18 protein-coding genes are annotated in these 21,459 nt (G+C 58.4%); 15 read left to right on the forward strand and 3 right to left on the reverse strand.

Going from position 1 to position 21,459, the window contains the following annotated elements:
• Positions 1-18: 18 nt before the first annotated feature.
• Complete coding sequence (gene dnaA / locus J7413_RS10380; protein WP_209098004.1) at positions 19-1,413, reverse strand: chromosomal replication initiator protein DnaA; 1,395 nt, start codon at positions 1,411-1,413, stop codon at positions 19-21.
• A 761-nt stretch (positions 1,414-2,174) separates the two neighbouring features.
• On the opposite strand from dnaA, the gene nth reads away from it, so the two are divergent.
• From nth to J7413_RS10430, 10 genes are all read left to right on the forward strand, one after another.
• Positions 2,175-2,819: an endonuclease III gene (gene nth / locus J7413_RS10385; protein ID WP_209098005.1), complete on the forward strand. Its 645-nt coding sequence runs from the start codon at positions 2,175-2,177 to the stop codon at positions 2,817-2,819.
• On the forward strand, positions 2,816-3,802 hold the full coding sequence (locus tag J7413_RS10390) for an adenosine kinase (RefSeq protein ID WP_209098006.1): 987 nt from the start codon (positions 2,816-2,818) through the stop codon (positions 3,800-3,802). The genes nth and J7413_RS10390 overlap by 4 nt, the downstream gene beginning before the upstream one ends.
• Before the next feature lie 235 nt (positions 3,803-4,037).
• Complete coding sequence (locus tag J7413_RS10395; RefSeq protein ID WP_209098007.1) at positions 4,038-5,219, forward strand: acyl-CoA dehydrogenase family protein; 1,182 nt, start codon at positions 4,038-4,040, stop codon at positions 5,217-5,219.
• Positions 5,220-5,229: 10 nt separating this feature from the next.
• Positions 5,230-6,345: an acyl-CoA dehydrogenase gene (locus J7413_RS10400; protein WP_209098008.1), complete on the forward strand. Its 1,116-nt coding sequence runs from the start codon at positions 5,230-5,232 to the stop codon at positions 6,343-6,345.
• Positions 6,346-6,504: 159 nt separating this feature from the next.
• The gene (locus J7413_RS10405; protein ID WP_209098053.1) at positions 6,505-7,380 is read left to right on the forward strand and encodes a branched-chain amino acid ABC transporter permease; all 876 of its coding nucleotides are present in this window, start codon (positions 6,505-6,507) and stop codon (positions 7,378-7,380) included.
• A 4-nt stretch (positions 7,381-7,384) separates the two neighbouring features.
• On the forward strand, positions 7,385-8,470 hold the full coding sequence (locus J7413_RS10410; protein ID WP_209098009.1) for a branched-chain amino acid ABC transporter permease: 1,086 nt from the start codon (positions 7,385-7,387) through the stop codon (positions 8,468-8,470).
• Positions 8,467-9,237, forward strand: a complete 771-nt coding sequence (locus tag J7413_RS10415) for an ABC transporter ATP-binding protein (RefSeq protein ID WP_209098010.1) — start codon at positions 8,467-8,469, stop codon at positions 9,235-9,237. Before J7413_RS10410 ends, J7413_RS10415 begins: the two co-directional genes overlap by 4 nt.
• Positions 9,237-10,010 (forward strand): ABC transporter ATP-binding protein, encoded by a 774-nt coding sequence (locus tag J7413_RS10420; RefSeq protein ID WP_209098011.1) that lies wholly within the window; start codon positions 9,237-9,239, stop codon positions 10,008-10,010. Before J7413_RS10415 ends, J7413_RS10420 begins: the two co-directional genes overlap by 1 nt.
• A 13-nt stretch (positions 10,011-10,023) precedes the next feature.
• Positions 10,024-11,916 (forward strand): long-chain fatty acid--CoA ligase, encoded by a 1,893-nt coding sequence (locus tag J7413_RS10425; RefSeq protein WP_209098012.1) that lies wholly within the window; start codon positions 10,024-10,026, stop codon positions 11,914-11,916.
• Between the two features lie 27 nt (positions 11,917-11,943).
• Positions 11,944-13,098, forward strand: coding sequence for an ABC transporter substrate-binding protein (locus J7413_RS10430; protein WP_209098013.1), 1,155 nt, complete (start codon positions 11,944-11,946; stop codon positions 13,096-13,098).
• A gap of 300 nt (positions 13,099-13,398) precedes the next feature.
• Here J7413_RS10430 and J7413_RS10435 read toward each other — a convergent pair whose 3' ends face one another.
• Positions 13,399-14,103, reverse strand: a complete 705-nt coding sequence (locus J7413_RS10435; RefSeq protein ID WP_209098014.1) for a response regulator transcription factor — start codon at positions 14,101-14,103, stop codon at positions 13,399-13,401.
• Positions 14,104-14,113: 10 nt separating this feature from the next.
• On the reverse strand, positions 14,114-16,027 hold the full coding sequence (locus J7413_RS10440) for a PAS-domain containing protein (protein ID WP_209098015.1): 1,914 nt from the start codon (positions 16,025-16,027) through the stop codon (positions 14,114-14,116).
• Positions 16,028-16,237: 210 nt separating this feature from the next.
• Between J7413_RS10440 and J7413_RS10445 the strand changes: the two genes are divergently transcribed.
• The 5 genes from J7413_RS10445 to J7413_RS10465 are packed head-to-tail and all read left to right on the forward strand — an operon-like array spanning position 16,238 to position 21,423.
• The gene (locus J7413_RS10445) at positions 16,238-18,208 is read left to right on the forward strand and encodes an AMP-binding protein (protein ID WP_209098016.1); all 1,971 of its coding nucleotides are present in this window, start codon (positions 16,238-16,240) and stop codon (positions 18,206-18,208) included.
• Positions 18,205-19,026 (forward strand): ABC transporter ATP-binding protein, encoded by an 822-nt coding sequence (locus J7413_RS10450; protein ID WP_209098017.1) that lies wholly within the window; start codon positions 18,205-18,207, stop codon positions 19,024-19,026. Before J7413_RS10445 ends, J7413_RS10450 begins: the two co-directional genes overlap by 4 nt.
• A 41-nt stretch (positions 19,027-19,067) precedes the next feature.
• Positions 19,068-20,069, forward strand: coding sequence for a branched-chain amino acid ABC transporter permease (locus tag J7413_RS10455; protein ID WP_209098018.1), 1,002 nt, complete (start codon positions 19,068-19,070; stop codon positions 20,067-20,069).
• 20 nt (positions 20,070-20,089) lie between these two features.
• A complete protein-coding gene (locus tag J7413_RS10460) occupies positions 20,090-20,347 on the forward strand; it encodes a hypothetical protein (RefSeq protein WP_209098019.1) in 258 nt (85 codons plus the stop codon).
• The gene (locus J7413_RS10465; protein WP_209098020.1) at positions 20,347-21,423 is read left to right on the forward strand and encodes a branched-chain amino acid ABC transporter permease; all 1,077 of its coding nucleotides are present in this window, start codon (positions 20,347-20,349) and stop codon (positions 21,421-21,423) included. The genes J7413_RS10460 and J7413_RS10465 overlap by 1 nt, the downstream gene beginning before the upstream one ends.
• Positions 21,424-21,459: the final 36 nt, after the last annotated feature.

Here is a 21,459-nt window from a genome sequence, read left to right on the forward strand (position 1 = left end):
TTGATGCGGATTTGTCGCTTAGGCTTCCAGCGCCCGGCGCAGCATTTCCAGATCTTCTGCGATTTGCCCGTCAGAGCTGCGCAGCTCTTCGATGCGTTTTACACCGTGCATGACTGTTGTGTGGTCGCGCCCACCAAAACGGCGACCGATCTCCGGCAGCGAACGGGAGGTCAGCTGTTTGCACAGATACATCGCCACCTGACGCGGGCGGGCAAAAGTACGCACACGCTTGGGACCGATCATATCCGACAGGCGAATGTTGTAGTGCTCTGCCACCTTCCGCTGGATTTCCTCAACAGAGATCTTGCGCTCTGAGGCGCGCAGCACGTCAGACAGACAGTCCTGCGTCAGCTCCATGGTGATCTCACGACCCACCAGAGAGGCAAAGGCAAACAGACGGGTCATCGCGCCTTCCAGCACGCGCACGTTGGTGGAAATGCGATGGGCCAGGAATTCCAGCACACCCTCAGCCAGCTGAAGCTCAGGGTATTGCTCACGGTAGCTGTCGACTTTGTTCTGCAGAATGCCAAGGCGCAGCTCATAGTCTGTGGGGTGCAGGTCAACGACCAGACCACATTGCAGGCGGCTCTTGATGCGGTCTTCCAGATCCTTGATTTCGCCCGGCGCGCGGTCAGCAGAAATGATGATCTGCTTGTTCTGATCCACCAGTGCGTTGAAGGTGTGGAAGAATTCTTCCTGTGTGCTGTCCTTGCCCGCGATGAATTGAACGTCATCCACCATCAGAACGTCAACAGAGCGGAACAGCTCTTTGAAGTCCATCATCTTGCGGTCACGCAGCGCTTGCACAAAACGGTACATGAACTGCTCTGCAGAAAGATACAGCACGTTCAAATCGGGGCGGTGTGCCTGCAACTCCCAGGCGATTGCGTGCATCAAGTGTGTCTTACCCAGACCCACACCACCATAGAGGAACAGCGGGTTGAAAGTTACAGGGCCACCTTCGGCCACACGGCGTGCCGCAGCATTGGCCAGCTCGTTCGGTTTGCCGACAACGAAGCTGTCAAACGTGAAGCGCGCGTCCAGCGGGGCACCTGTCATTTCGGTTTCAGAGTGCGACGCAGTCTTTGCCGCAGCACCCGCGCTCACAGCTGCACCTGCTGGTGTCGCAGTCGCCGTTGCGGCGCCTGTGCTCACTGCGCGGCGCGGTTGCTGTGATGCAACTTTGAATTGCATTCTCTGCACGTCAGCGCCAGCCTGGTTCAGCTGGTGCAAGATCAAATCACCGTAGTTTTGCGACACGTAGTTGCCGATGAAGTTGGTCGGCACATGGAAGGTGGCCACACCCTCGTTCAGCTCCGCTAGATCGACCGGCTCGATCCAGGTTTTAAAATTGTTCTGGCCAACCGTCTTGAGAAGGTCTTGCTGTATGTCGCCCCATTTTTCGTCGGTCATCTGTTCCCGTGTTCCTTCAAACGTTCCGTCGCGCCGGGCTTTGCCCAGTCTTAGTCTTGTCCCATGATCACGTCGTCTGAAGGCCTTAACGGCAACAAATTAGACATAGCCCTACCGTTCCGGGAGTCCCAGATCCCAGGTAGAGTGCGTCTAACGCGCAAGCGCAGATTTGTCGGAACAGCATACACCCCACCAACTGATAAAGTTACATCCATGATGTAACCGGATCAGCTGGCTGGCATGGCAAAGCCATAGCGTGTCAGCGTCTGTCCCCCCCAAGGCGATGTGAATCGCTGTCAGAACCTAGCAAGCTGGTGCTCACGCGAGCAACTGAACTTCGATCTTGACTCAGAGGATTCAGAAAAAGAATCTATCCACAGGTGGGTAAGTTGTTGTGGGAAAATAGAAATTGCCATCTGGTCAAAAGGTGCGCGAATTTACCTTCTCTTAATGCGTGTATTTTATGAAAACTTTCGGCGCACACTATGTGGTGGCACGAAAGCACCGTTTTTTTATTGTTTCGGGGTCAGTTGCTCATCAGGCGCTGTGGCGTCCCTGCCACATGGGATGTGGATCGCAGCGATTCCCAAAAGGAATCGTTGGGAAGTTTGGCTTATGCACAGGGCACAATCCTGCCCCCGCAGAATTGCCGCAGCCTCATCCTTGGCAGGGGAACTTCTGACATAATGCAACCCTGAGCCGCAGTTACGGGACCTCTGCGGGGTTGTTTCACTGCGCGGCCCGGTGCAAAACAGGCAGCGATGGCAAAGCAACTTGATTACCACACGATCCGTGAGATCTTCACGCGGTTTGAGGCAGCTGAAGCCCACCCCAAAGGCGAGCTTGATCACGTCAACGCTTATACTTTGGTGGTGGCGGTTGCCCTGTCCGCACAAGCGACCGACGCCGGTGTAAACCGCGCCACCAAAGAGCTTTTCAAACTGGCGGATACGCCGCAGAAAATGCTCGATTTGGGCGAAGAGGAGGTCATAAACCACATCAAGACCATTGGGCTTTACCGCAACAAAGCCAAGAACGTGATCAAACTATCGCGCATTCTGGTCGACCAATACGGCGGTGAAGTGCCCAACTCCCGCGCCGCATTGGAAAGCCTGCCTGGTGTCGGCCGCAAAACCGCAAATGTGGTTTTGAACATGTGGTGGCAGTACCCGGCACAGGCTGTGGACACCCACATCTACCGCTTCGGCAATCGCTCCGGCGTCTGTCCCGGCAAAGACGTGGTCGCCGTGGAACGCGCTATCGAAGACCAAATTCCCGTGGATTTTCAACTCCACGCCCATCACTGGATGATCCTGCACGGCCGCTATGTGTGCAAAGCACGCAAGCCACTTTGTGGCACCTGTCTCATCCGCGATCTCTGCCTTTTTGAGGACAAAAACCTATGAAAAACTATCAAGTTGTCGGCATCGGCAACGCCATTGTTGATGTGATCAGCCAGTCTGATGACAGCTTTCTGGATCTTATGGGGATCGAGAAAGGCATCATGCAGCTTGTGGAAAAAGAGCGGGGCGAAATGCTCTATGCGGCGATGACCAACCGCACACAGGCACCGGGTGGCTCGGTGGCGAACACGCTCGCGGGCCTCGGTGCGCTGGGCCTCTCCACCGCCTTCATTGGCCGTGTGCATGATGACGCGCTTGGCCAGTTTTATGCGCAATCCATGGAGATCGGCGGCACCGATTTTGTGAACCCGCCGGTGCCAGGCGGCGAGCTGCCCACCTCGCGCTCGATGATCTTTGTCTCCCCGGATGGCGAGCGTTCCATGAACACTTATCTGGGCATCTCCTCTGAGGTTGGCCCGGATGACGTTTCTGATGATGTGGCCGGTCAGGCACAGCTCCTGTTCCTTGAGGGCTACCTCTATGACAAACCCAAAGGCAAAGAAGCCTTTGAGCGCGCCGCCAAACTCTGCCGCGACGGCGGCGGCAAGGCGGGCATTGCCCTGTCTGATCCTTTCTGCGTAGAGCGCCACCGCGACGATTTCCGCCGTTTGGTGAAAGAACTGGATTTCGTGATTGGCAATGAACACGAATGGGCCTCGCTCTATCAGACCGACCTCAGCACCGCGCTTGAACAGGCCGCTCAGGACGCTGGCATGGTGGTTTGCACCCGCTCAGGCAAAGACGTGGTGCTGCTCAGCGGCGAGGAAGAGGCCACCGTTGCGGTGAATGAAATTGTGCCAGTGGACGCCACCGGCGCCGGGGATCAGTTTGCCTGTGGCTTCCTCTATGGTGTGGCCACCGGACAGTCGCTGGAAACCTCCGGCAAAATGGGCTGCATCGCGGCGGCAGAAGTGATCAGCCACTACGGGGCGCGCCCGGAGAATGATGTGAAAGCTCTGTTCCAAAAGGCCGGTCTGCTCGGCTGACGGAACGTTTTGACTGACTCGCTGGTGGCACCTGAGAGGGGGGCACCGGCGGCAATACTTGAAAAATGAGAAGGGGTCTCACTGTTGCCGCCGGTCGTTTCACGCGATGCTTGCGGGACTGTTAGGCCCCTTCTCTTCTTTTTCTGACGTCGCGTAGATACCGGGGCGTAGAATTGACAGCGCGCTGGCCTCCGTGCTCGCATCTGCACCAAAGCAGGTGCAGGGATAGGGTACGATGACAGAGCTGGAACAGTTTCGCCAGGATACGCGGCAGTGGCTGAACACCCATTGCCCACAAGAAATGCGTCAACCTATGGGGGAGTCGGATATTTGTTGGGGCGGGCGAAACTACGTGTTTCAGTCTTCGGCTCAAAAAGAGTGGCTCGACGTGATGGCCGCCCGTGGCTGGACCGTGCCGGCCTGGCCCAAGGCCTACGGCGGTGGCGGATTGTCAGGGCCAGAGCAGAAAATCCTGTCCGAAGAAATGGCGCGGATCAATGCCCGCCCGCCTTTGCAGAGCTTTGGCATCTGGATGCTGGGGCCAGCGCTGCTGGAATTCGGCACCGAAGCCCAGAAACGCAAGTATTTGCCGCAAATTGCGCGCGGCGAAATACGCTGGTGTCAGGGCTATTCCGAGCCGGGCGCAGGCTCTGATCTGGCCAGCCTGCAGACCAAAGGCGAGGACAAGGGTGATTTCTTCGAGGTGAGCGGCCAGAAGGTCTGGACCTCTTATGCCGATAAGGCGGATTGGATTTTCTGCCTGGTGCGCACCGAGCCTGAGGCCAAGAAACACACCGGGATTTCTTTCCTGATGTTTGACATGGCGAGCGCAGGGGTGACCACCAAACCGATCAAGCTGATCTCCGGCGCATCGCCGTTTTGTGAGACTTTCTTTGATGCTGTGCAGGTGCCCAAGGATCAGATCGTCGGCGCGCGGGGGCAGGGCTGGACCATCGCCAAATATCTGCTGACCCATGAACGCGAGATGATTGGCGGCTCCGATGCCGCGATCTTTGCCAAAACCGATCTGATCGCTGATGCGTCACAGGCCATTGGGCTCGATGACGCCGGGCGGCTGGAGGATCCGATGTTGCGCGCAGAGCTCGGGCGCTTTCTGGTGGATGAACTGGCCTTTGACGCCCATGTGGAGATGACCCGCGCCTACATGCGGGCGGGCCATGAGTTGGGCGCGCGCTCTGCGGAGTTGAAATACCTCGGCACCGAGCTCAACAAGCGCCGTCAAAGCCTGCGCGTGGCGGCGGGAGGCGCTGAGGATCTGGTCTGGGAAGGCCCTGCCAATGACGCGGGGCGGGCGGCGCAGGATTGGCTGCGCTCCAAGGGCAACAGCATCGAAGGCGGCACTTCCGAGGTGATGCTGGGCATCCTGTCCAAAGCCATTTTGAATTTGCCAAGCTAAGGGGGCGGAGATGGAAATCTTAAATGACGATAACCAGATGGTGGCCGATGCCGCCACGGCCTATCTCAGCAAATCCCACCCGATCGCGGCGTTTCGGGCCTTGCGCGAACACGACGCTGCGCACGGCGACAACCGCGCGATCCTTTCCGAGTTCGCAGAGCTGGGATGGATGGGCATCCTGTTGCCCGAAGAGGTCGATGGCGCGGATTTTGGCGCGCGGGCAGCGGGCGTGATCGCAGAGGAGATTGGGCGCAACCTGACGGTGGCGCCGTTTCTCTCCACGGCGGTTCTGTCAGCGTCCCTCCTGCGTCAGACCGGCGGCACGGCGCTTGCAGAATGGGGTGCAAAGATTGCGCAGGGATCCGCCATTGTTGCGCTGGCGCTGGAGGAGGGCGCCAAACACCGCCCTGGCCGGATCACAACCACATTGAGCCAAACGGGCAACAGTCTGGCCCTGACGGGCCGCAAGAGTTTTGTGGTGGATGGCAGCGGCGCAGACCGCTTGATTGTAGCGGCGCAGTCAGCGGAAGGGCTGGCGCTGGTTCTGGTGGATCCGGCGGCCGAAGGGGTTTTGATCACGTCGCAGCGGCTGCTGGATGATCGCAATGCGGCGCTGGTGCACTTTGATGAGGTATCTGTGCCCAAGGCGGCGGTTCTCGCCACGGGCGCAGAAGCGCAAAAGGCCTTGGATCACGCGCTCTGTCTGGGCCGTGCGGTGGCCGCCGCAGAGCAACTCGGCGTGGCCAAGGCCGCCGCAGAACAGACCTTTGAATACCTTCGCACCCGTAAGCAATTTGGTGTGACCATTGGCCAGTTTCAGGCGCTTCAGCACCGCGCGGCGGATCTGTACTGTGAATTGGAACAGGTGGGCTCGCTCGTTGCCACTGCGCTCAACGCCATTGATGCCGGCAGCGCTGAGGCCGAGGCGCTCAGCCGCGCTGCCAAAGCCAAGATGGCCCATGTGGGGCAGCAGGCCACGGAAGAGGGGGTGCAGATGCACGGTGGCATCGGCATGACCGACGAGATGGACCTCGGGCTTTTCATGAAACGGGACCGCGCTTTGACGGAGTTTCTCGGTGACGCAGGCTGTCACACCGAATGGCTTTTGCGGCACCGCGGCATCTAGCAAGGGTTGAAGAGGCGCTAACCTACGGAGGCGTATGTTAAATCGGGGTGACGTAACGGAGCTTTCCAAGAATTTGTCAGGTGTTAGGCTTGACGCAACAATATTACCTCCAGACACTGATCCCGGAAAGCTGACAAAATGTCGGCAAGGGAGGAAACATTGGAAGTTGTGCAATTGCTCGTCAGCGGGCTTGCGAACGGCTGTGTCTATGGTCTCATCGCGCTTGGCTTCGTGCTGATCTATAAGGCGACCGAACAGGTGAATTTCGCCCAAGGCGATTTCATGATGCTCGGCGCCTTTATTACTTTGGGCCTCACGAATGCGCATTACATGGGGCTGCCCTTCTGGGTGGCGGCCCCGCTGGCCATCGCCATCATGGCAGTGCTGGGCTATCTGCTTGATTTCTTTGTGCTGCGCCATCTCTTTGGGCAAAGTCAGGTCGCCGTGGTGATCCTCACGATCGCGCTGGGCTTTGTCATCCGCTTTGTCGCCGGTGCGATCTGGAGCCACGAGCCGCAGACATTGGAAAGCCCGCTTGCGGTGGGCGATTTCAACGTTGGCGGTGTGGTGCTGGGCATGGCCGACATCGCAGTGATTGTCGTCACCGTGCTGCTGACCTTCTTCCTCTATCAGTTCTTTCAGCGCACAAAACTGGGGCTCGCCATGCAGGCGGCCAGCCAGAACCAGATGGCGGCCTATTTCATGGGCATACCAGTGAAACGGGTGCAGGGCATGATCTGGGGATTGTCCGGTGCAACCGCAGCGGTGGCTGGCATCCTATTTGCCTCAAAAGGTGCGATTGATCCCAACGCCGGTCTTTTGGGCATCAAGGCTTTTGCCGCTGCCGTTATCGGCGGCTTTGGCAGCCTGCCCGGCGCGCTTATGGGGGGGCTGATTGTGGGTGTGATCGAGCCTTTCGCTGCACGCTATCTCGCCGCCGGTTACAGCCAGATCGCGCCTTATGCGCTCCTGCTGTTTGTGCTCGTCTTCCGACCCCACGGCCTGTTCTCGCAGGTCCGCACCAAGAAGGTCTGAGCCGATGCGGATCCATTTCAAGACCTCTTATGACCATGACATCCGCCTCTTTCCCGATCGCTGGAGTTTCTGCGTCTATGCCGCGCTGATTGTCATCGCCGTGCTGCTGCCCTGGCTGATTGATGAATTTTACCTTGGCGAAGTCACCAACGTGCTGATCTGGGCCATCGCCGGTCTTGGGCTTATGCTGCTCACCGGACAGACCGGACAGGCCAGCCTCGGCCATGCGGCGTTCTTGGCGCTGGGCTGTTACTCTTGCGTAATCTTCATGGAACAGGGCTGGCCGTTCCTGATCGCCTTCCCCGCCGCAGGCATCCTCACCGGTGTTGTTGGCACCCTCATTGCCATCCCCGCCATCCGCCTGCACGGCATCTATCTCGCCATTGCCACCATCGCGCTGTCTATTCTGGCCGATGACATCATCGTGCTGCTGGACCCGATCACCGATGGGGTGTCCGGCAAATTTGCCCCGATGATCACCATCTTCGGTATCGAGATTGAGCGCTGGACCACACCGGATCGGTTTTACTGGCTGGTGCTTGCGGTCACGATCCTTTGCACGCTGGGCTATCGCAATCTCCTACGCGCGCCGCTGGGCCGCGCCTTTGCCGCGGTGCGCGACAGCGAGGTCTCCGCCACCGCCATGGGGGTACACATCGCCCGCACCAAGGCCGCCGCTTTCGGGATTTCTTGCGCCATCACCGGGCTCGCGGGCGCTTTGATGGGCTTTTATGCCGGGGCTTTTAACAACGAGACCTTCTCCATTGTGATCTCCATCACGCTCCTGATGATGATTGTGATCGGTGGGTTGGGTTCGATCCACGGCGCTTTCTTTGGCGCGGTGGTGGTCGCCTTCCTGCCGCAGTTCCTGTCAATCACCAAAGACCTGATCGGCGGCAGCTCGGTGGCCATTCCGGGGCTGGAAACCGGCGTCTTTGGTATGATCCTCATCCTCTTCATCCTGTTTGAACCTATGGGCATCTACGGCCGCTGGATGAAAATCCGCATCTGGTTCGAGCTCTTCCCGTTCGCGCGCAAAGACATGTTCAAACGCCAGAAAAGCTACCTCAAAACGGAGCGCCTGAGATGAGCGCGCTTCTGGATATCACCAACGCCACGCTCAAGTTCGGCGGTGTGGTTGCGGTCAACGATCTGACCTTTTCGGTGGAAGAAGGCGAGGTCTACGCCATTGTCGGCCCCAACGGCGCAGGCAAATCCACGGTCTTCAATCTGATCTCGCGGTTTTATGATCCTTATGCCGGATCGATCACCTTTGACGGCAACGACCTGCTGGCGCGCAACGCAGATGCGGTGGCCGATTTGGGCATCGCGCGCACCTTCCAGAACATCGAGCTGTTTGATCACGCCACGGTGCTGCAGAACCTTCTGGTGGGGCGGCACCGCCACCGCCAGACCAATATGGTGCAGGAAATGCTCTTCACCCCCAAAGCGCGACGCGAGGAGAAACGCCATCGCGAGGCGGTGGAGGAGGTCATCGACTTCCTCGATCTCCAACCCTACCGCGACAAGATGATCGCCGGTCTGCCTTACGGCGTGCGCAAAGTGGTCGAGCTGGGCCGCGCGCTTGCTTCCGGCCCGCGTCTCTTGCTGCTGGATGAGCCTGCATCCGGCCTGTCGGTCGAAGAAACCCAGGACATGCGCTGGTGGATTGATGACATCCGCAAACAGATGGGCATCACCGTTCTGATGGTGGAGCACGATATGGGGTTGGTCTCCGGCGTCTCCGACCGGGTGCTGGCGCTGGCCGATGGGGCCAAACTGGCCGAAGGCACGCCCGCGCAGGTGCAATCTGATCCGGCGGTGATTGAGGCCTATCTGGGCGCGGGGGCGGCGTGATGGGCGAAACAGTGCTTGATATCAAAAACATCGAGAGTTTCTACGGCCCGATCATGGCGATCCGTGGCGTCTCTCTTCAGGTGCAGCAAGGGCAGGTGGTCACCGTGCTTGGCGCCAATGGCGCAGGCAAATCCACGCTTCTGAAAACCATCTCCGGCATCATGGATCCTGAAAAAGGACAGGTGGTCTTTGAGGGCCGCGAAATTCAGGGCATGGAGCCGCACAAAGTGGTGCAGCAAGGCATCGTGCATGTGCCCGAGGGCCGCGAAGTCTTCCCGCTGCTGACGGTGGATGAAAACCTCTCGCTGGGGGCCTACACCCGGTCTGACAAGGCGGAGATCGAAAAAGACCGGCAGATGGTCTTTGACTATTTCCCCATCCTCGCCGAACGCCGCCATCAGGAGGCGGGCACGCTATCGGGTGGTCAGCAACAGATGCTCGCCATCGGCCGTGGCCTGATGCTGCGGCCCAAGATCATGCTTCTGGACGAGCCCTCCCTCGGCCTGTCTCCGCTGCTGGTGCAGGAGATTTTTGCAATTCTGCGTCGCCTGAACAAAGATGAAGGCGTGACCATGATGCTGGTGGAGCAAAACGCCAAAGTCGCCCTGGAGCTCGCGGATGTGGGCTACGTCATGGAGGTGGGCCGCATCGTGATGGACGACACCGCCGACCGGCTGATGGAAAGCGAAGACATCAAAGCCTTCTATCTTGGCCATCAGGAAGAAGGCGCGCGCGGAGAACGCCGCTGGAAACGCAAGAAAACATGGCGCTGAGGGAGGATTGGACATGAACATTCACAACACATCCCGCCCGCCGGAGCAGGTTGAAATCAACGGTGTGATTGTCTCCGCCATTCCCGGTCAGCGCCCCGCGTTGGTGGACGGCTGCGATACTATGGTCAGCCTGTTTCAGAAACGCTGCGAACAGCTGGGCGCCCGCACGGCGCACCGCGAGAAAGACCTCGGGATCTGGCAAAGCTACTCCTGGCACGACTATTGGGAGCACGCCAAATGGATCGGCATGGGCCTGCGCGCGCTGGGCCTTGAGCGCGGCGAGGTGGTCTCGATCCTGTCCGAGGACCGCAAGGAATGGCTCTATGCCGACATGGGCATTCAGTGTGTCGGCGGCATCGCCTCAGGCGTCTACACCACCGACAGCGCCAGCCAGCTGGAATACCTACTGCGCGACAGCGGCAGCCGCTTCCTATTTGTGGAAAACGACGAGCAGCTCGACAAGTTTCTGGAGATTGAGGATCAGGCCAGCCATGTGGTGAAGGTCATCATTTTGGATCAGGACGGGCTGCACGACCTGCGCCACGAAAAATGCGTCTTCATCGAAGACCTCTATGACACCGGGCGCGCCTTTGCGGCTGAAAACCCCGGTATGTTTGAGGCTGAGATCACCAAGGCCAAACCCGATGACACGGGGCTTTTGATCTACACCTCCGGCACCACAGGCATGCCCAAAGGGGCCATGCTGTCTCAGGAAAACATCATCTCCGCCTGTGTCTCAGGTGCACACGCTTTGCCGACCTCTGACAAAGATGAACAGCTCTGCTTCCTGCCGCTGTGTCACATTCTGGAGCGTAACGTGTCGGCCTATTTCCCGATTGCCGGGAAGGCCACGGTGAACTTTGCCGAAAGCCCCGAGACGGTGTTTGACAACCTGCGCGAGGTCTCGCCCGCGCATTTCACCGCCGTGCCGCGCGTGTGGGAAAAGATCTATTCCCGCGTTCTGGTGATGGCGCAGGAGGCCACGCCGATTGGTCGTTTTGCCTTTTCCATGGCGGTCAAGGCGGGGCTCAAACGCGCAGACTATCTGCTGGAGCGCAAACCCGTGCCCATGGGAACACAGATCAACTATGCGGTCTGGGATTTTCTGGTGCTGCGCAACCTGCGCCGGATGCTTGGCATGGACAAAATGCGCCGCGGCGGCACTGGGGCTGCGCCGATTTCACCAGAGCTGATCCGCTGGTATTGGGCGATCGGCGTGACCCTGCTTGAGGGCTACGGCATGACCGAAAACGCCGGGCTCTGCTCCATCAACCTGCCTGATGAGAACAAAATCGGCACCGTGGGCAAATCCTGCCCCGGCTTTCAGGTGCGCATTGCCGAGGATGGCGAAATCCAGACCATGGGGCTCAACAACTTTCAGGGTTACTGGCGCAACAATGAAAAAACCGCAGAGACCTTCACCGCTGACGGCTGGCTGCGCACCGGCGATGTGGGCCGCGTCGATGAGGACGGCTTTGTCACCATCACCGGGCGTTTGAAAGACATCATCATCACCGCCGGCGGCAAGAACATCACCCCCGCCGAAATCGAAAGCCGCCTGAAGTTCAGCCACTACATTTCCGATGCGGTGGTGATTGGCGACGCGCGCAAATACCTCAGCTGTCTGATCATGATTGATCAGGAAAACGTGGAGAAATACGCTCAGGACCGCAAAGTGCCCTTCTCCGATTTTGCCTCACTCTGTGCGGCGCAGGATGTGGTCGACCTGATCAAAGGAGAGGTGGATGCGGTCAACAAGGAGTTCGCCCGCGTCGAGCAGATCAAGGATTTCCGTCTGATCAACGTGCTGCTCACCGCAGAGGACGAAGAACTGACAGCCACCATGAAGCTCAAGCGCAGCTTTGTGGAAAAGAAACACGCAAGCCTGATTGAGGAAATGTACTAAGCTGAAAGCAGCAAACGGGAGGAAACTATGAAACATCTGACGACGGCACTGGCGGTTGGCGCGGTGGCGCTGGCCTCTCAGGTCGCTGCGGACACGCAGGGCGTGAGCGACAGCGAAGTGGTGATTGGCTCGGTCAATGACCTCAGCGGGATTTTTGCAGCCGTCGGTGTTCCGGCGGTGAACGGGGCCAATCTGCGCTTTGAAGAAGCCAACAGCGCGGGCGGCGTGCACGGGCGTCAGATCCGCTTTGTTGTGGAGGACAACGGCTATCAGATCCCGCGCGCGATGCAGGGCTACAACAAGCTGCTCAACCGCGACAAAGTCTTTGCCATGCTGCTCAGCCTTGGCACGCCGATGAACACCGCAGGCTTCAAATTGCTCGATCCCAAAGGCATTCCCAACATCGGTCCGCTCTCTGCGGCGCGTCAGATGCTTCAGGAACCGATGGACAATAAATTCATCGGCTTCTCAAGCTATTACGATCAGGTGCAGGTCGGCGTGACCTATCTGGCCGAGGAATTTGGCGCCCAAGAAGTCTGCGCCATGTATATCCCGTCTGACTTCGGCAAAGAGATCGCGGAATCCACTGCCGATGCGGCCGATACGCTGGGCCTCACCATGGCGGGGGAAACCACCCACAAGCCTGACGAGTTGGATTTTGTCGGCTCTCTGACCAAACTCAAGGCAGCGGAATGTGACATCATCACCATGGCGCTGGGCGTGCGTCAGGGCATCACCGTGGTCGGCACCGCCAAGAAACTTGGCTGGACGGATGTGAAATTTCTCAACACTTCCGCAGGCTTTCTGGAACCGGTCGCTCAGGTGCCCGGTGGCGTGACCGAAGGGCTTTATGCGGCGGCAGGTTGGCGCGATCTCTACGAACGCGCGGCAGATCCCGTGCCTGCCAAGTTCATCGCGGATTACAAAGCCAAGTTTGATCAGCCTGCCTCTGGTTTTGCCATGCTTGGCTATTCAGCGGCCGACACAGTCGTGCGCGCGCTTGAGGCCGCCGGGCCAGATCTCAGTCACGAAAGCTTCCTCGCGGCGATGGAAACGCTCGACTACATGGACGACGTAACGGATTCGCGCATCACTTACGGCCCTGATGATCATCGCGGCGCAGATGAGGTGGTGATTTCCGTGGTCGAAAACGGCGGCTGGAAAACTCTTGTGGTCAAATAACCGGACACTCTAGAGTCCACTGTTTGCACAAAAATTCCCCGCAGCCGGTGGTTTGGTCTGCGGGGAAGGCGGGAGTGATCGTTTTTGTTTCTTGTCCCCGCGATGGTGCCGCGCCCGATGTGTCGCGGCGGTCCCGTGTGTGGCTTTGCACGTCCCCAAACGTACAGCTGCCTGCCCCATTCTGCATCACAGCCAGCGCTCAGGGGATCTGCTCGACGCTACTGAAGACAGACTACACTATATCGGGGTAAAAATCTACATTTGGTTTTTGGTGTGACCAAATTCACTAAATATGCGCACCTAGCGCCACTCCACATCCCCAAGAAAAATATACCCAGCACCATATATGGTTTTGATCAGGCGTGGGTTTTTCGGGTCTTCCTGCAGCTTGGTGCGCAGCCGCGAAATGCGCACATCCATCGCCCTGTCAAAGCTCTCACCAGCAGCGCCGCCCAATGTTTCCTGCATTTGCGCGCGGCTGATCAGGCGTTTGGGACTGTCCAGAAACAAGCGCAACACTTCGCCTTCGGCATGGCTGAAAGGAGTCTCAACGCCCGCTTCATCCTCCAGCACATAGCGGTCAAAATACGCCGTCCAACCGTTAAACTGCGCTGTGTTGGCAACAACTGGCGCTGCGCCGCGCTCCTTGCGCAGCCGAGCGCGCACGCGGGCCACCACTTCGGTCGGGTCAAAGGGCTTGATGATATAGTCATCCGCCCCCAGCTCCAGCCCGGTGATCCTGTCCTGCACCTGCGCGCGCCCGGAAATGATGATCACCGCCGCGCCGACCTCCAGCGCCAGCCGATGCACCAGCGTCAGCCCGTCTTTGTCCGGCAGTCCCAGATCCACAAGACACACATCCGGCGTGGTGGATTTCAGCGCCGCTTCAAATTCTGTGGCCCGCGAAAATGCCATGGTGCGAAAGCCCGCATCCTCCAGCGCATCCGCAAGGATCATGCGGATATCCGGTTCATCGTCCAGAATGGTGACAAGCGGGGCGGTCATGGCAGGGCTCTCACTTCGGGTGCAAGAATTGATCTAACTGTTTGGCAGTAAACGGTTTGGGCAGCACCGGCGCCCGTGCCGCCCCTTCGATATAGAGCGTGTGGCTCTGGGGCAAGCTGGTCATCAGGTAAGTTGGCACACGCTCGCGCCGCACCTCGCGGATCAGATCCACACCGGTGGCCTCGCCTTCCAAGGAAATATCTGAAAGCACCAGCTTGATCTCCGGCACCTGATCCAGCAGCACCCGTGCCTCATCTACGCTGGCGGCTTCAATCACCGTGTGTTTCATATCGGTCAGCATGTCACGGATCAGCCCGCGCAGATCGGGATTGTCCTCTACCAGAAGCGCCAGCCCGGGTGTCGCATCCTGCACAGCGCGGCGCAGCGGCAGCCGCAGGATCACCTGCCCACCGCTCACCGCATTGCCGATTTTGATGTCGCCGCCCACCAGCTTTGTCATGTCATAAACCATCGCCAGTCCAAGGCCCGATCCATCCGCGCCCTTGGTGGTGAAGAAAGGATCCAGCGCACGGCTCAACGCCTCGTCAGAGAATCCCGGTCCGGTGTCACGCACCGTGAATTGCACCCAAGTGTCTTGCACCAGCTCCGCAATCAACAGAATGGTGCCGCCCGCACCACAGGCATGTGCTGCGTTCAACAGCAGGTTCACAAGCGAATCCTGCAGCATCGACGGATCCACCATCAACGCGCCTTCGGGGATGTTGTTTTCGATGATCAGTGCAACGTTTTTGCCCACCGTCGGGCGGGCCAAAGTGTCCAGCTCTGACAGAAAACCTGCCATATCCGTGGCTGCCAGTTTGGGCACCCGTGGCCCGGTCACATTGGCCAGATTGTCCAGCAACGTGCCGCCACGCCGTGCCGCGCCCAATGTGGCCTCGATCAGTGATTGCGCCTCATCCGGCAGGCCCATCTTTTGCAATTTACGCTGTGTGCCCAGAATGATGGTCAGCAGGTTGGAGAAATCATGCGCCAGCCCACTGGTCATTTGGGCGGCAATCTCGCGCCGCCGGGTTTGTTGCAGGGCAACGCGGGTTTGGGTTTCCTCGGTGATGTCCATCGACAGCACATAGACCCCGCGCGCCGCTCCCTCGCTGTCATCCGGCGTAAAGGCCACACGGATGCGCCGCGTGCTGGGATGTTCGTTAAACTCAAACACAGAGGCGCGCCCCGCAAACGCACCCTCAAGATAGGGTCGGATCGCCCGAAACGCGCTGTCGCCAAGCGCGTCTTCGGCACGCATGCCCACAATATCTGAAGGGCGCCCGGGGATCACCGCGCTCAGGCGGCGGTTGGAATAGGTGTAGATCCAGTCTGGTCCCACATGGGCGATATGGGCAGGCATCATTTCTGCCGTCAGGCGCATCCGCGCTTCGCTCTCGGTCAGCTGGCGCTTGACCTCCTCAAGTGTATTGACCGTGCTTTCCATTTCCCGGTTGGCTGCGGAAAGCTCTTCGGCGTATTGCAGCACCTGATCTGACAGCTCTTCAGAGCGCGCCCGCAGCAGCGCTTCCTGTCGTTTTGTGGCGGTGATGTCGGTGTAAACAGCCACCCAGCCCCCCTGCGGCAGTGGAGAGCCTTCCACACTGATCCAGCGGCCATCGGCGCGTTGACGCTCAAAATAGTGCGGCTCAAAAGCCAGGGCCCGTTTCACCCGATCCTGAATGAACGCCTGCTTCTCTGCGATGGGGATGACGCCATATTCCCCGTTCTCAATGAGAAACGCGATGGTGTCGGCAAAGGTCGCGCCGGGCTGCATCAAGTGCTTGGGAATGGAGAACATTTCGCGAAAGCGCGCATTGGCCACCACCAACTTCAGGTCACTGTCATAAATCGACAGGGCCTGCTTGATCAGGTTCAGCCCGGCGACGGTCATCGCCTGCGTTTCCCCTTTCACATGCGCCATTCAGCTCTCCTTTCCACTACCGCTAACACCGGTTTTAGGGGCAGCGAAAGCCTGAAATGCGCCTTGTTACAATTCGTAAGGATTGGGAAATGTTCAGGAAAAAGTTGACCCACAGCCTGTTCTGAGCCCCACTATGGGGGGAGGAATCGTTTCGGCGATTTTGGCTTGCTCAAATACAACATTAGGGCGAGTTCTAGGGAGGAAAGAAAATTGGCACAGTCGTCACAGGCGACCGGTGGACTTGCGTCCATCCCGGCGCTGTTGCAGCGGAACGCCACCCAATTTGCGGACAAAGACGCTTATCGGGAAAAAGAGTTTGGGATCTGGCAGACCTGGACTTGGGCAGAGACAGCAAATGAAATCGAAGCGCTCGCGCTTGGCCTGATCAATTTGGGCGTGTCTGAGGGCGATTTTGTCGCCATCATCGGGCGCAACCGCCCTTATTTTTACTGGTCCATGGTTGCCGCGCAATGCGTTGGTGCGGTGCCCGTGCCTGTTTATCAGGACAGCGCGGCGGATGAGATGGAATACATCCTCGGCCACTGCGGCGCGAAATACGCCATCGTCGAAGACCAGGAACAGGTCGACAAGATCATCGACATTCAGGACAGCCTGCATCAGTTCGAACATATGATCTACATCGACCCCCGAGGGCTGCGGAAATATGATCACCATCAGCTGCATGAATTCAGCCATATTCAGGCACAGGGGCGCGCGGCGCGGGATGAATGGATCACGGATCTTGAGGCGCGTCGTGGCAAGCTGACTTATGACAGCACCTGTGTGATGCTCTACACCTCAGGCACCACCGGCAAACCCAAAGGCGTGGTTCTTTCCAATCGCAACGTGATCGAAAGCGCAAAAAACTCTGCCGAGTTTGACGGTCTGACCGCCGGCGAAGAGATCCTAGCCTACCTGCCTATGGCCTGGGTCGGTGATTTCATCTTCTCGGTGGGGCAGGCTTATTGGACAGGTTTCTGCGTGAACTGCCCTGAGTCCGCGGACACCATGATGACCGACCTGCGTGAAATCGGGCCGACCTACTATTTTGCCCCACCACGCGTGTTTGAGACCCAGCTCACCAATGTGATGATCCGCATGGAAGACGCCGGCAATCTCAAGCGCCGGATGTTCCACAGATTTATGGAACACGCCAAAAAAGTGGGGGGCGACATTCTGGACGGCAATCCGGTTTCCTTCATGGACCGTCTGAAATACCGCCTTGGCGATATGCTGGTCTATGGCCCGCTGAAGGATACGCTTGGCTTTGGCCGCGTGCGCGTCGGCTACACCGCAGGTGAAGCGATTGGGCCTGAGATTTTTGAGTTCTATCGCTCCCTCGGCATCAACCTCAAACAGCTCTACGGCCAGACCGAAGCAACGGTGTTTATCACCGCACAGCCGGATGGTCAGGTGCGCGCCGATACGGTGGGTGTGCCTGCACCGGACGTGGAAATCAAAATCGACGACAACGGCGAGATTCACTATCGCAGCCCTGGTGTGTTTGTGGAGTATTTCAACAACCCGGAAAGCACCGCCTCGACCAAAGACGCCGAAGGCTGGGTCGCCACCGGCGACGCGGGGTTCTTTGAAAAAGACAGCGGCCATCTGCGCATCATCGACCGCGCCAAAGACGTGGGCAAAATGGCCGATGGGGCCATGTTCGCGCCGAAATATGTCGAGAACAAACTGAAGTTCTATCCCGACATTCTGGAGGCCGTACTCTTTGGCAACGGCAAGGACCGCTGCGTGGCCTTCATCAACATCGACCTGACGGCGGTGGGCAACTGGGCAGAGCGCAACAACATCCCCTATGCCTCCTATCAGGAGCTGGCGGGCCACCCGAAGGTGCTTGAGACCATTCAGGGCCACGTGGAAACTGTCAACAAATCTGTGGCCGATGACCCAATGCTGGCGGGCTGTCAGATCCACCGCTTCCTTGTGCTGCATAAGGAGCTGGATGCTGATGACGGCGAAATGACCCGCACCCGCAAAGTGCGCCGTGTGATTGTGGCGGACAAATACAGCGATCTGGTGGAGGCGCTCTATGGCGGCGCCAGCTCGGTCTCCACAGAAACCGAAGTGACCTATGAGGACGGCCGCAAAGGCAGCATCCGCGCCACGCTTGAATTGCGCGACGCCGCAGTGGTGCCCGTAGCCAGCAAGGTGGCAGCAGAATGAACGATATGAGCAACGACAGTTTCGTCACCGACGATGGCCGCACCATTGGCGGTGTGGTGATGGAAATGAAAAACATCACGCTGCGCTTTGGCGGGGTGAAGGCGATCACCGACATCAGCTTTGACATCCGCGAAGGCGAGATCCGCGCGATCATCGGCCCGAACGGGGCAGGCAAATCCTCAATGCTGAACGTGATTTCCGGCTTCTACGTGCCGCAGGAAGGCGAAGTCTGGTACAAAGGTGCCAAGCGTCCGCCGATGAAACCTTATCAGGTGGCGCAACAGGGCATTGCCCGTACGTTTCAGAACATCGCGCTGTTTGAAGGCATGTCTGTGCTTGATAACGTGATGACCGGCCGTCTGCGCCAGATGAACGCCAATCTGATCCAACAGGCGCTCTGGAAAGGCAAAGCCGAGAAAGAAGAAGTGGAAAACCGCGCCTTTGTGGAGCGGATCATCGACTTCCTCGAAATCCAGCACATCCGCAAAACACCGGTGGGCCGTCTGCCTTATGGCCTGAAGAAACGGGTCGAGCTTGCGCGCGCACTGGCGGCGGAACCTTCCATCCTGCTTCTGGATGAGCCCATGGCCGGGATGAACGTTGAGGAGAAAGAGGACATGTCCCGCTTTATCCTTGATATGAATGATGAATTTGGCACCACAATCGCGCTGATCGAGCACGATATGGGCGTGGTCATGGACCTGTCCGATCGCGTGGTGGTGATGGATTACGGCAAAAAGATCGGCGATGGCACACCAGATGAGGTGCGCAACAACCAGGATGTGATCGACGCCTATCTGGGGGTGGCTCATGACTAAGCAAATCCCTGACTTTAAAGTAAAATTCGGAGGCGTTTGTGATGCCTGAAAGTCTTCTCTACGGCACTGAGGTTGTGCTTAACGGCCTGATGGCAGGGGTGCTTTATGCCCTCGTCGCGCTGGGCTTCGTTCTGATCTACAAAGCCTCCGGTATCTTCAACTACGCCCAGGGTGTGATGGCGCTGTTTTCTGCGGCGACACTGGTGGGGATTATGAAAGGGCAGGTGCCTTTTGCCCATCTAATCAACGCAGCACTCGGCACGGAAATCCACCATTTCGGCTGGCACGTTCCTGCAGTGCTGGCGATCCTTTTGACTATGGGTGTTATGGTGCTCCTCGCCTGGGCGGTGCAGAAATTTGTGTTCCGCCATCTGGTCAATCAGGAACCGATCATCCTGTTCATGGCCACCATCGGTCTCGCCTACTTCCTCGAAGGCTTTGGCGACCTGATGTGGGGCTCTGACATCAAGACACTGGATGTGGGCCTGCCCCAGGGCGGTAGTTTCTGGATCGAAGAAAACACCCAGTGGCTCGGCATGGGCAATGAAAACTTCTATGGCTTCTTCCTCGATCAATTGGATCTGGTCGCCACGGTGATCGCCGCTATCCTCGTGGTCGCATTGGTGCTGTTTTCACAATACACCAAGCAGGGCCGCGCCATGCGCGCTGTCGCAGATGATCACCAGGCCGCGTTGTCTGTGGGCATCTCGCTCAATTTCATCTGGGTCATGGTCTGGTCCGTTGCAGGCTTTGTGGCGCTGGTCGCCGGCATCATGTGGGGTGCCAAATCCGGTGTGCAGTTCTCGCTCTCGCTGATCGCGCTGAAAGCACTGCCGGTGCTGATGCTGGGCGGCTTCACGTCGATCCCGGGCGCCATTGTTGGCGGGTTAATCATCGGTGTTGGCGAAAAGCTGTTTGAATTCACTGTCGGCCCGCTGGTGGGTGGCGCGACCGAAAACTGGTTCGCCTATGTGCTGGCACTCGTCTTCCTCGTCTTCCGGCCTCAGGGCCTCTTCGGCGAGAAGATTATCGAGAGGGTCTAAAACGAAAGGTCTCACAGGATATGCCAAAGTTACTAGCCATCCTGAACGTTATCGCCTGGTCCGGCTTCTGGGCCTTCGGCTACCTCGCCATCTCGGCGGACCCAGCTGACACAGGGCAAATGACCATCGCCGCGATCCTCGCGGCAACAGGAGGAGCACTGGGACTTTGGTGTTACTTCAAGCTTGTGCGCCACTCAGAGGCGACAGGCTATGCGAAAAAAGGGCTCCGGGCGGACCGGTCCCATCTTGAAAGAGAATATAACGAGGAGAACAGCTGATGTTCTATCGTGAAGCGGGCGACTTCAAAACGAACTACGCCGACGACAACCAAACCTTCCCGATCAGATTTGATCGCTATCGGTATTATGCGGTGATGCTCTTTGCCTTTGGTGCAGTGCCGTTTCTGATCAACGACTATTGGGTCAACGCGATCTTCCTGCCGTTCCTGATCTATGCGATCGCGGCGATTGGTCTGAACATCCTTGTGGGCTACTGCGGGCAGGTCAGCCTAGGCACCGGGGGCTTCATGGCTGTGGGGGCCTACGCCTGCTACAAACTCATGACCGCCTTCCCGGAGATCAGCATCTTTATCCACGTGCTGCTGGCAGGGGGCGTGACTGCGCTGGTGGGGGTGCTCTTTGGTCTGCCTTCGCTGCGCATCAAAGGGTTTTATCTCGCGGTGGCCACACTGGCGGCGCAGTTCTTTCTGGTCTGGCTCTTCAACCGGGTGCCGTGGTTTTACAACTACTCCGCCTCCGGTCAGATCTCCGCACCAGAACGCACCGTGTTTGGCATCGCTGTAACGGGCCCAAACACCACTGCTTGGGCGCCATACCTCTTCTGCCTTGTGATCCTCACGCTGCTCGCCCTCGTGGCGCGTAACCTGACCCGTGGCATGCAGGGGCGCAAATGGATGGCGATCCGCGACATGGACATTGCCGCTGAAATCATCGGTGTGAACCCGCTGAAAGCCAAGCTCTCTGCTTTTGCTGTCAGCTCTTTCTTCATCGGTGTTGCTGGCGCGCTGTTCTTCTCGGTCTATCTGGGCGCGGTGGAAGTGGGCGAAGCCTTTGGCATCAACCAGTCGTTCCTTGTGCTCTTCATGATCATCATCGGCGGTCTGGGCTCGATCTTTGGCTCCTTTGCTGGCGCGGCCTTCTTGGTTCTGATGCCGGTCCTGCTGAAAAACGTGCTGGTGGGGGGGCTTGGCTGGCCAACCGACATCGCCGCACACCTCGAATTCCTGATCGTGGGGGCGTTGATCATCGTCTTCCTGATCGCAGAACCTCATGGTCTTGCGCAACTCTGGCGCGTGGCCAAGGAGAAGCTGAGGTTGTGGCCCTTCCCGCATTGACGGCGGGGCCATGACCACCGTGCGCGGCGGGGAGGC

It is taken from the genome of Shimia sp. R10_1 (assembly GCF_017744095.1).
Taxonomy (GTDB): Bacteria; Pseudomonadota; Alphaproteobacteria; order Rhodobacterales; family Rhodobacteraceae; genus Shimia.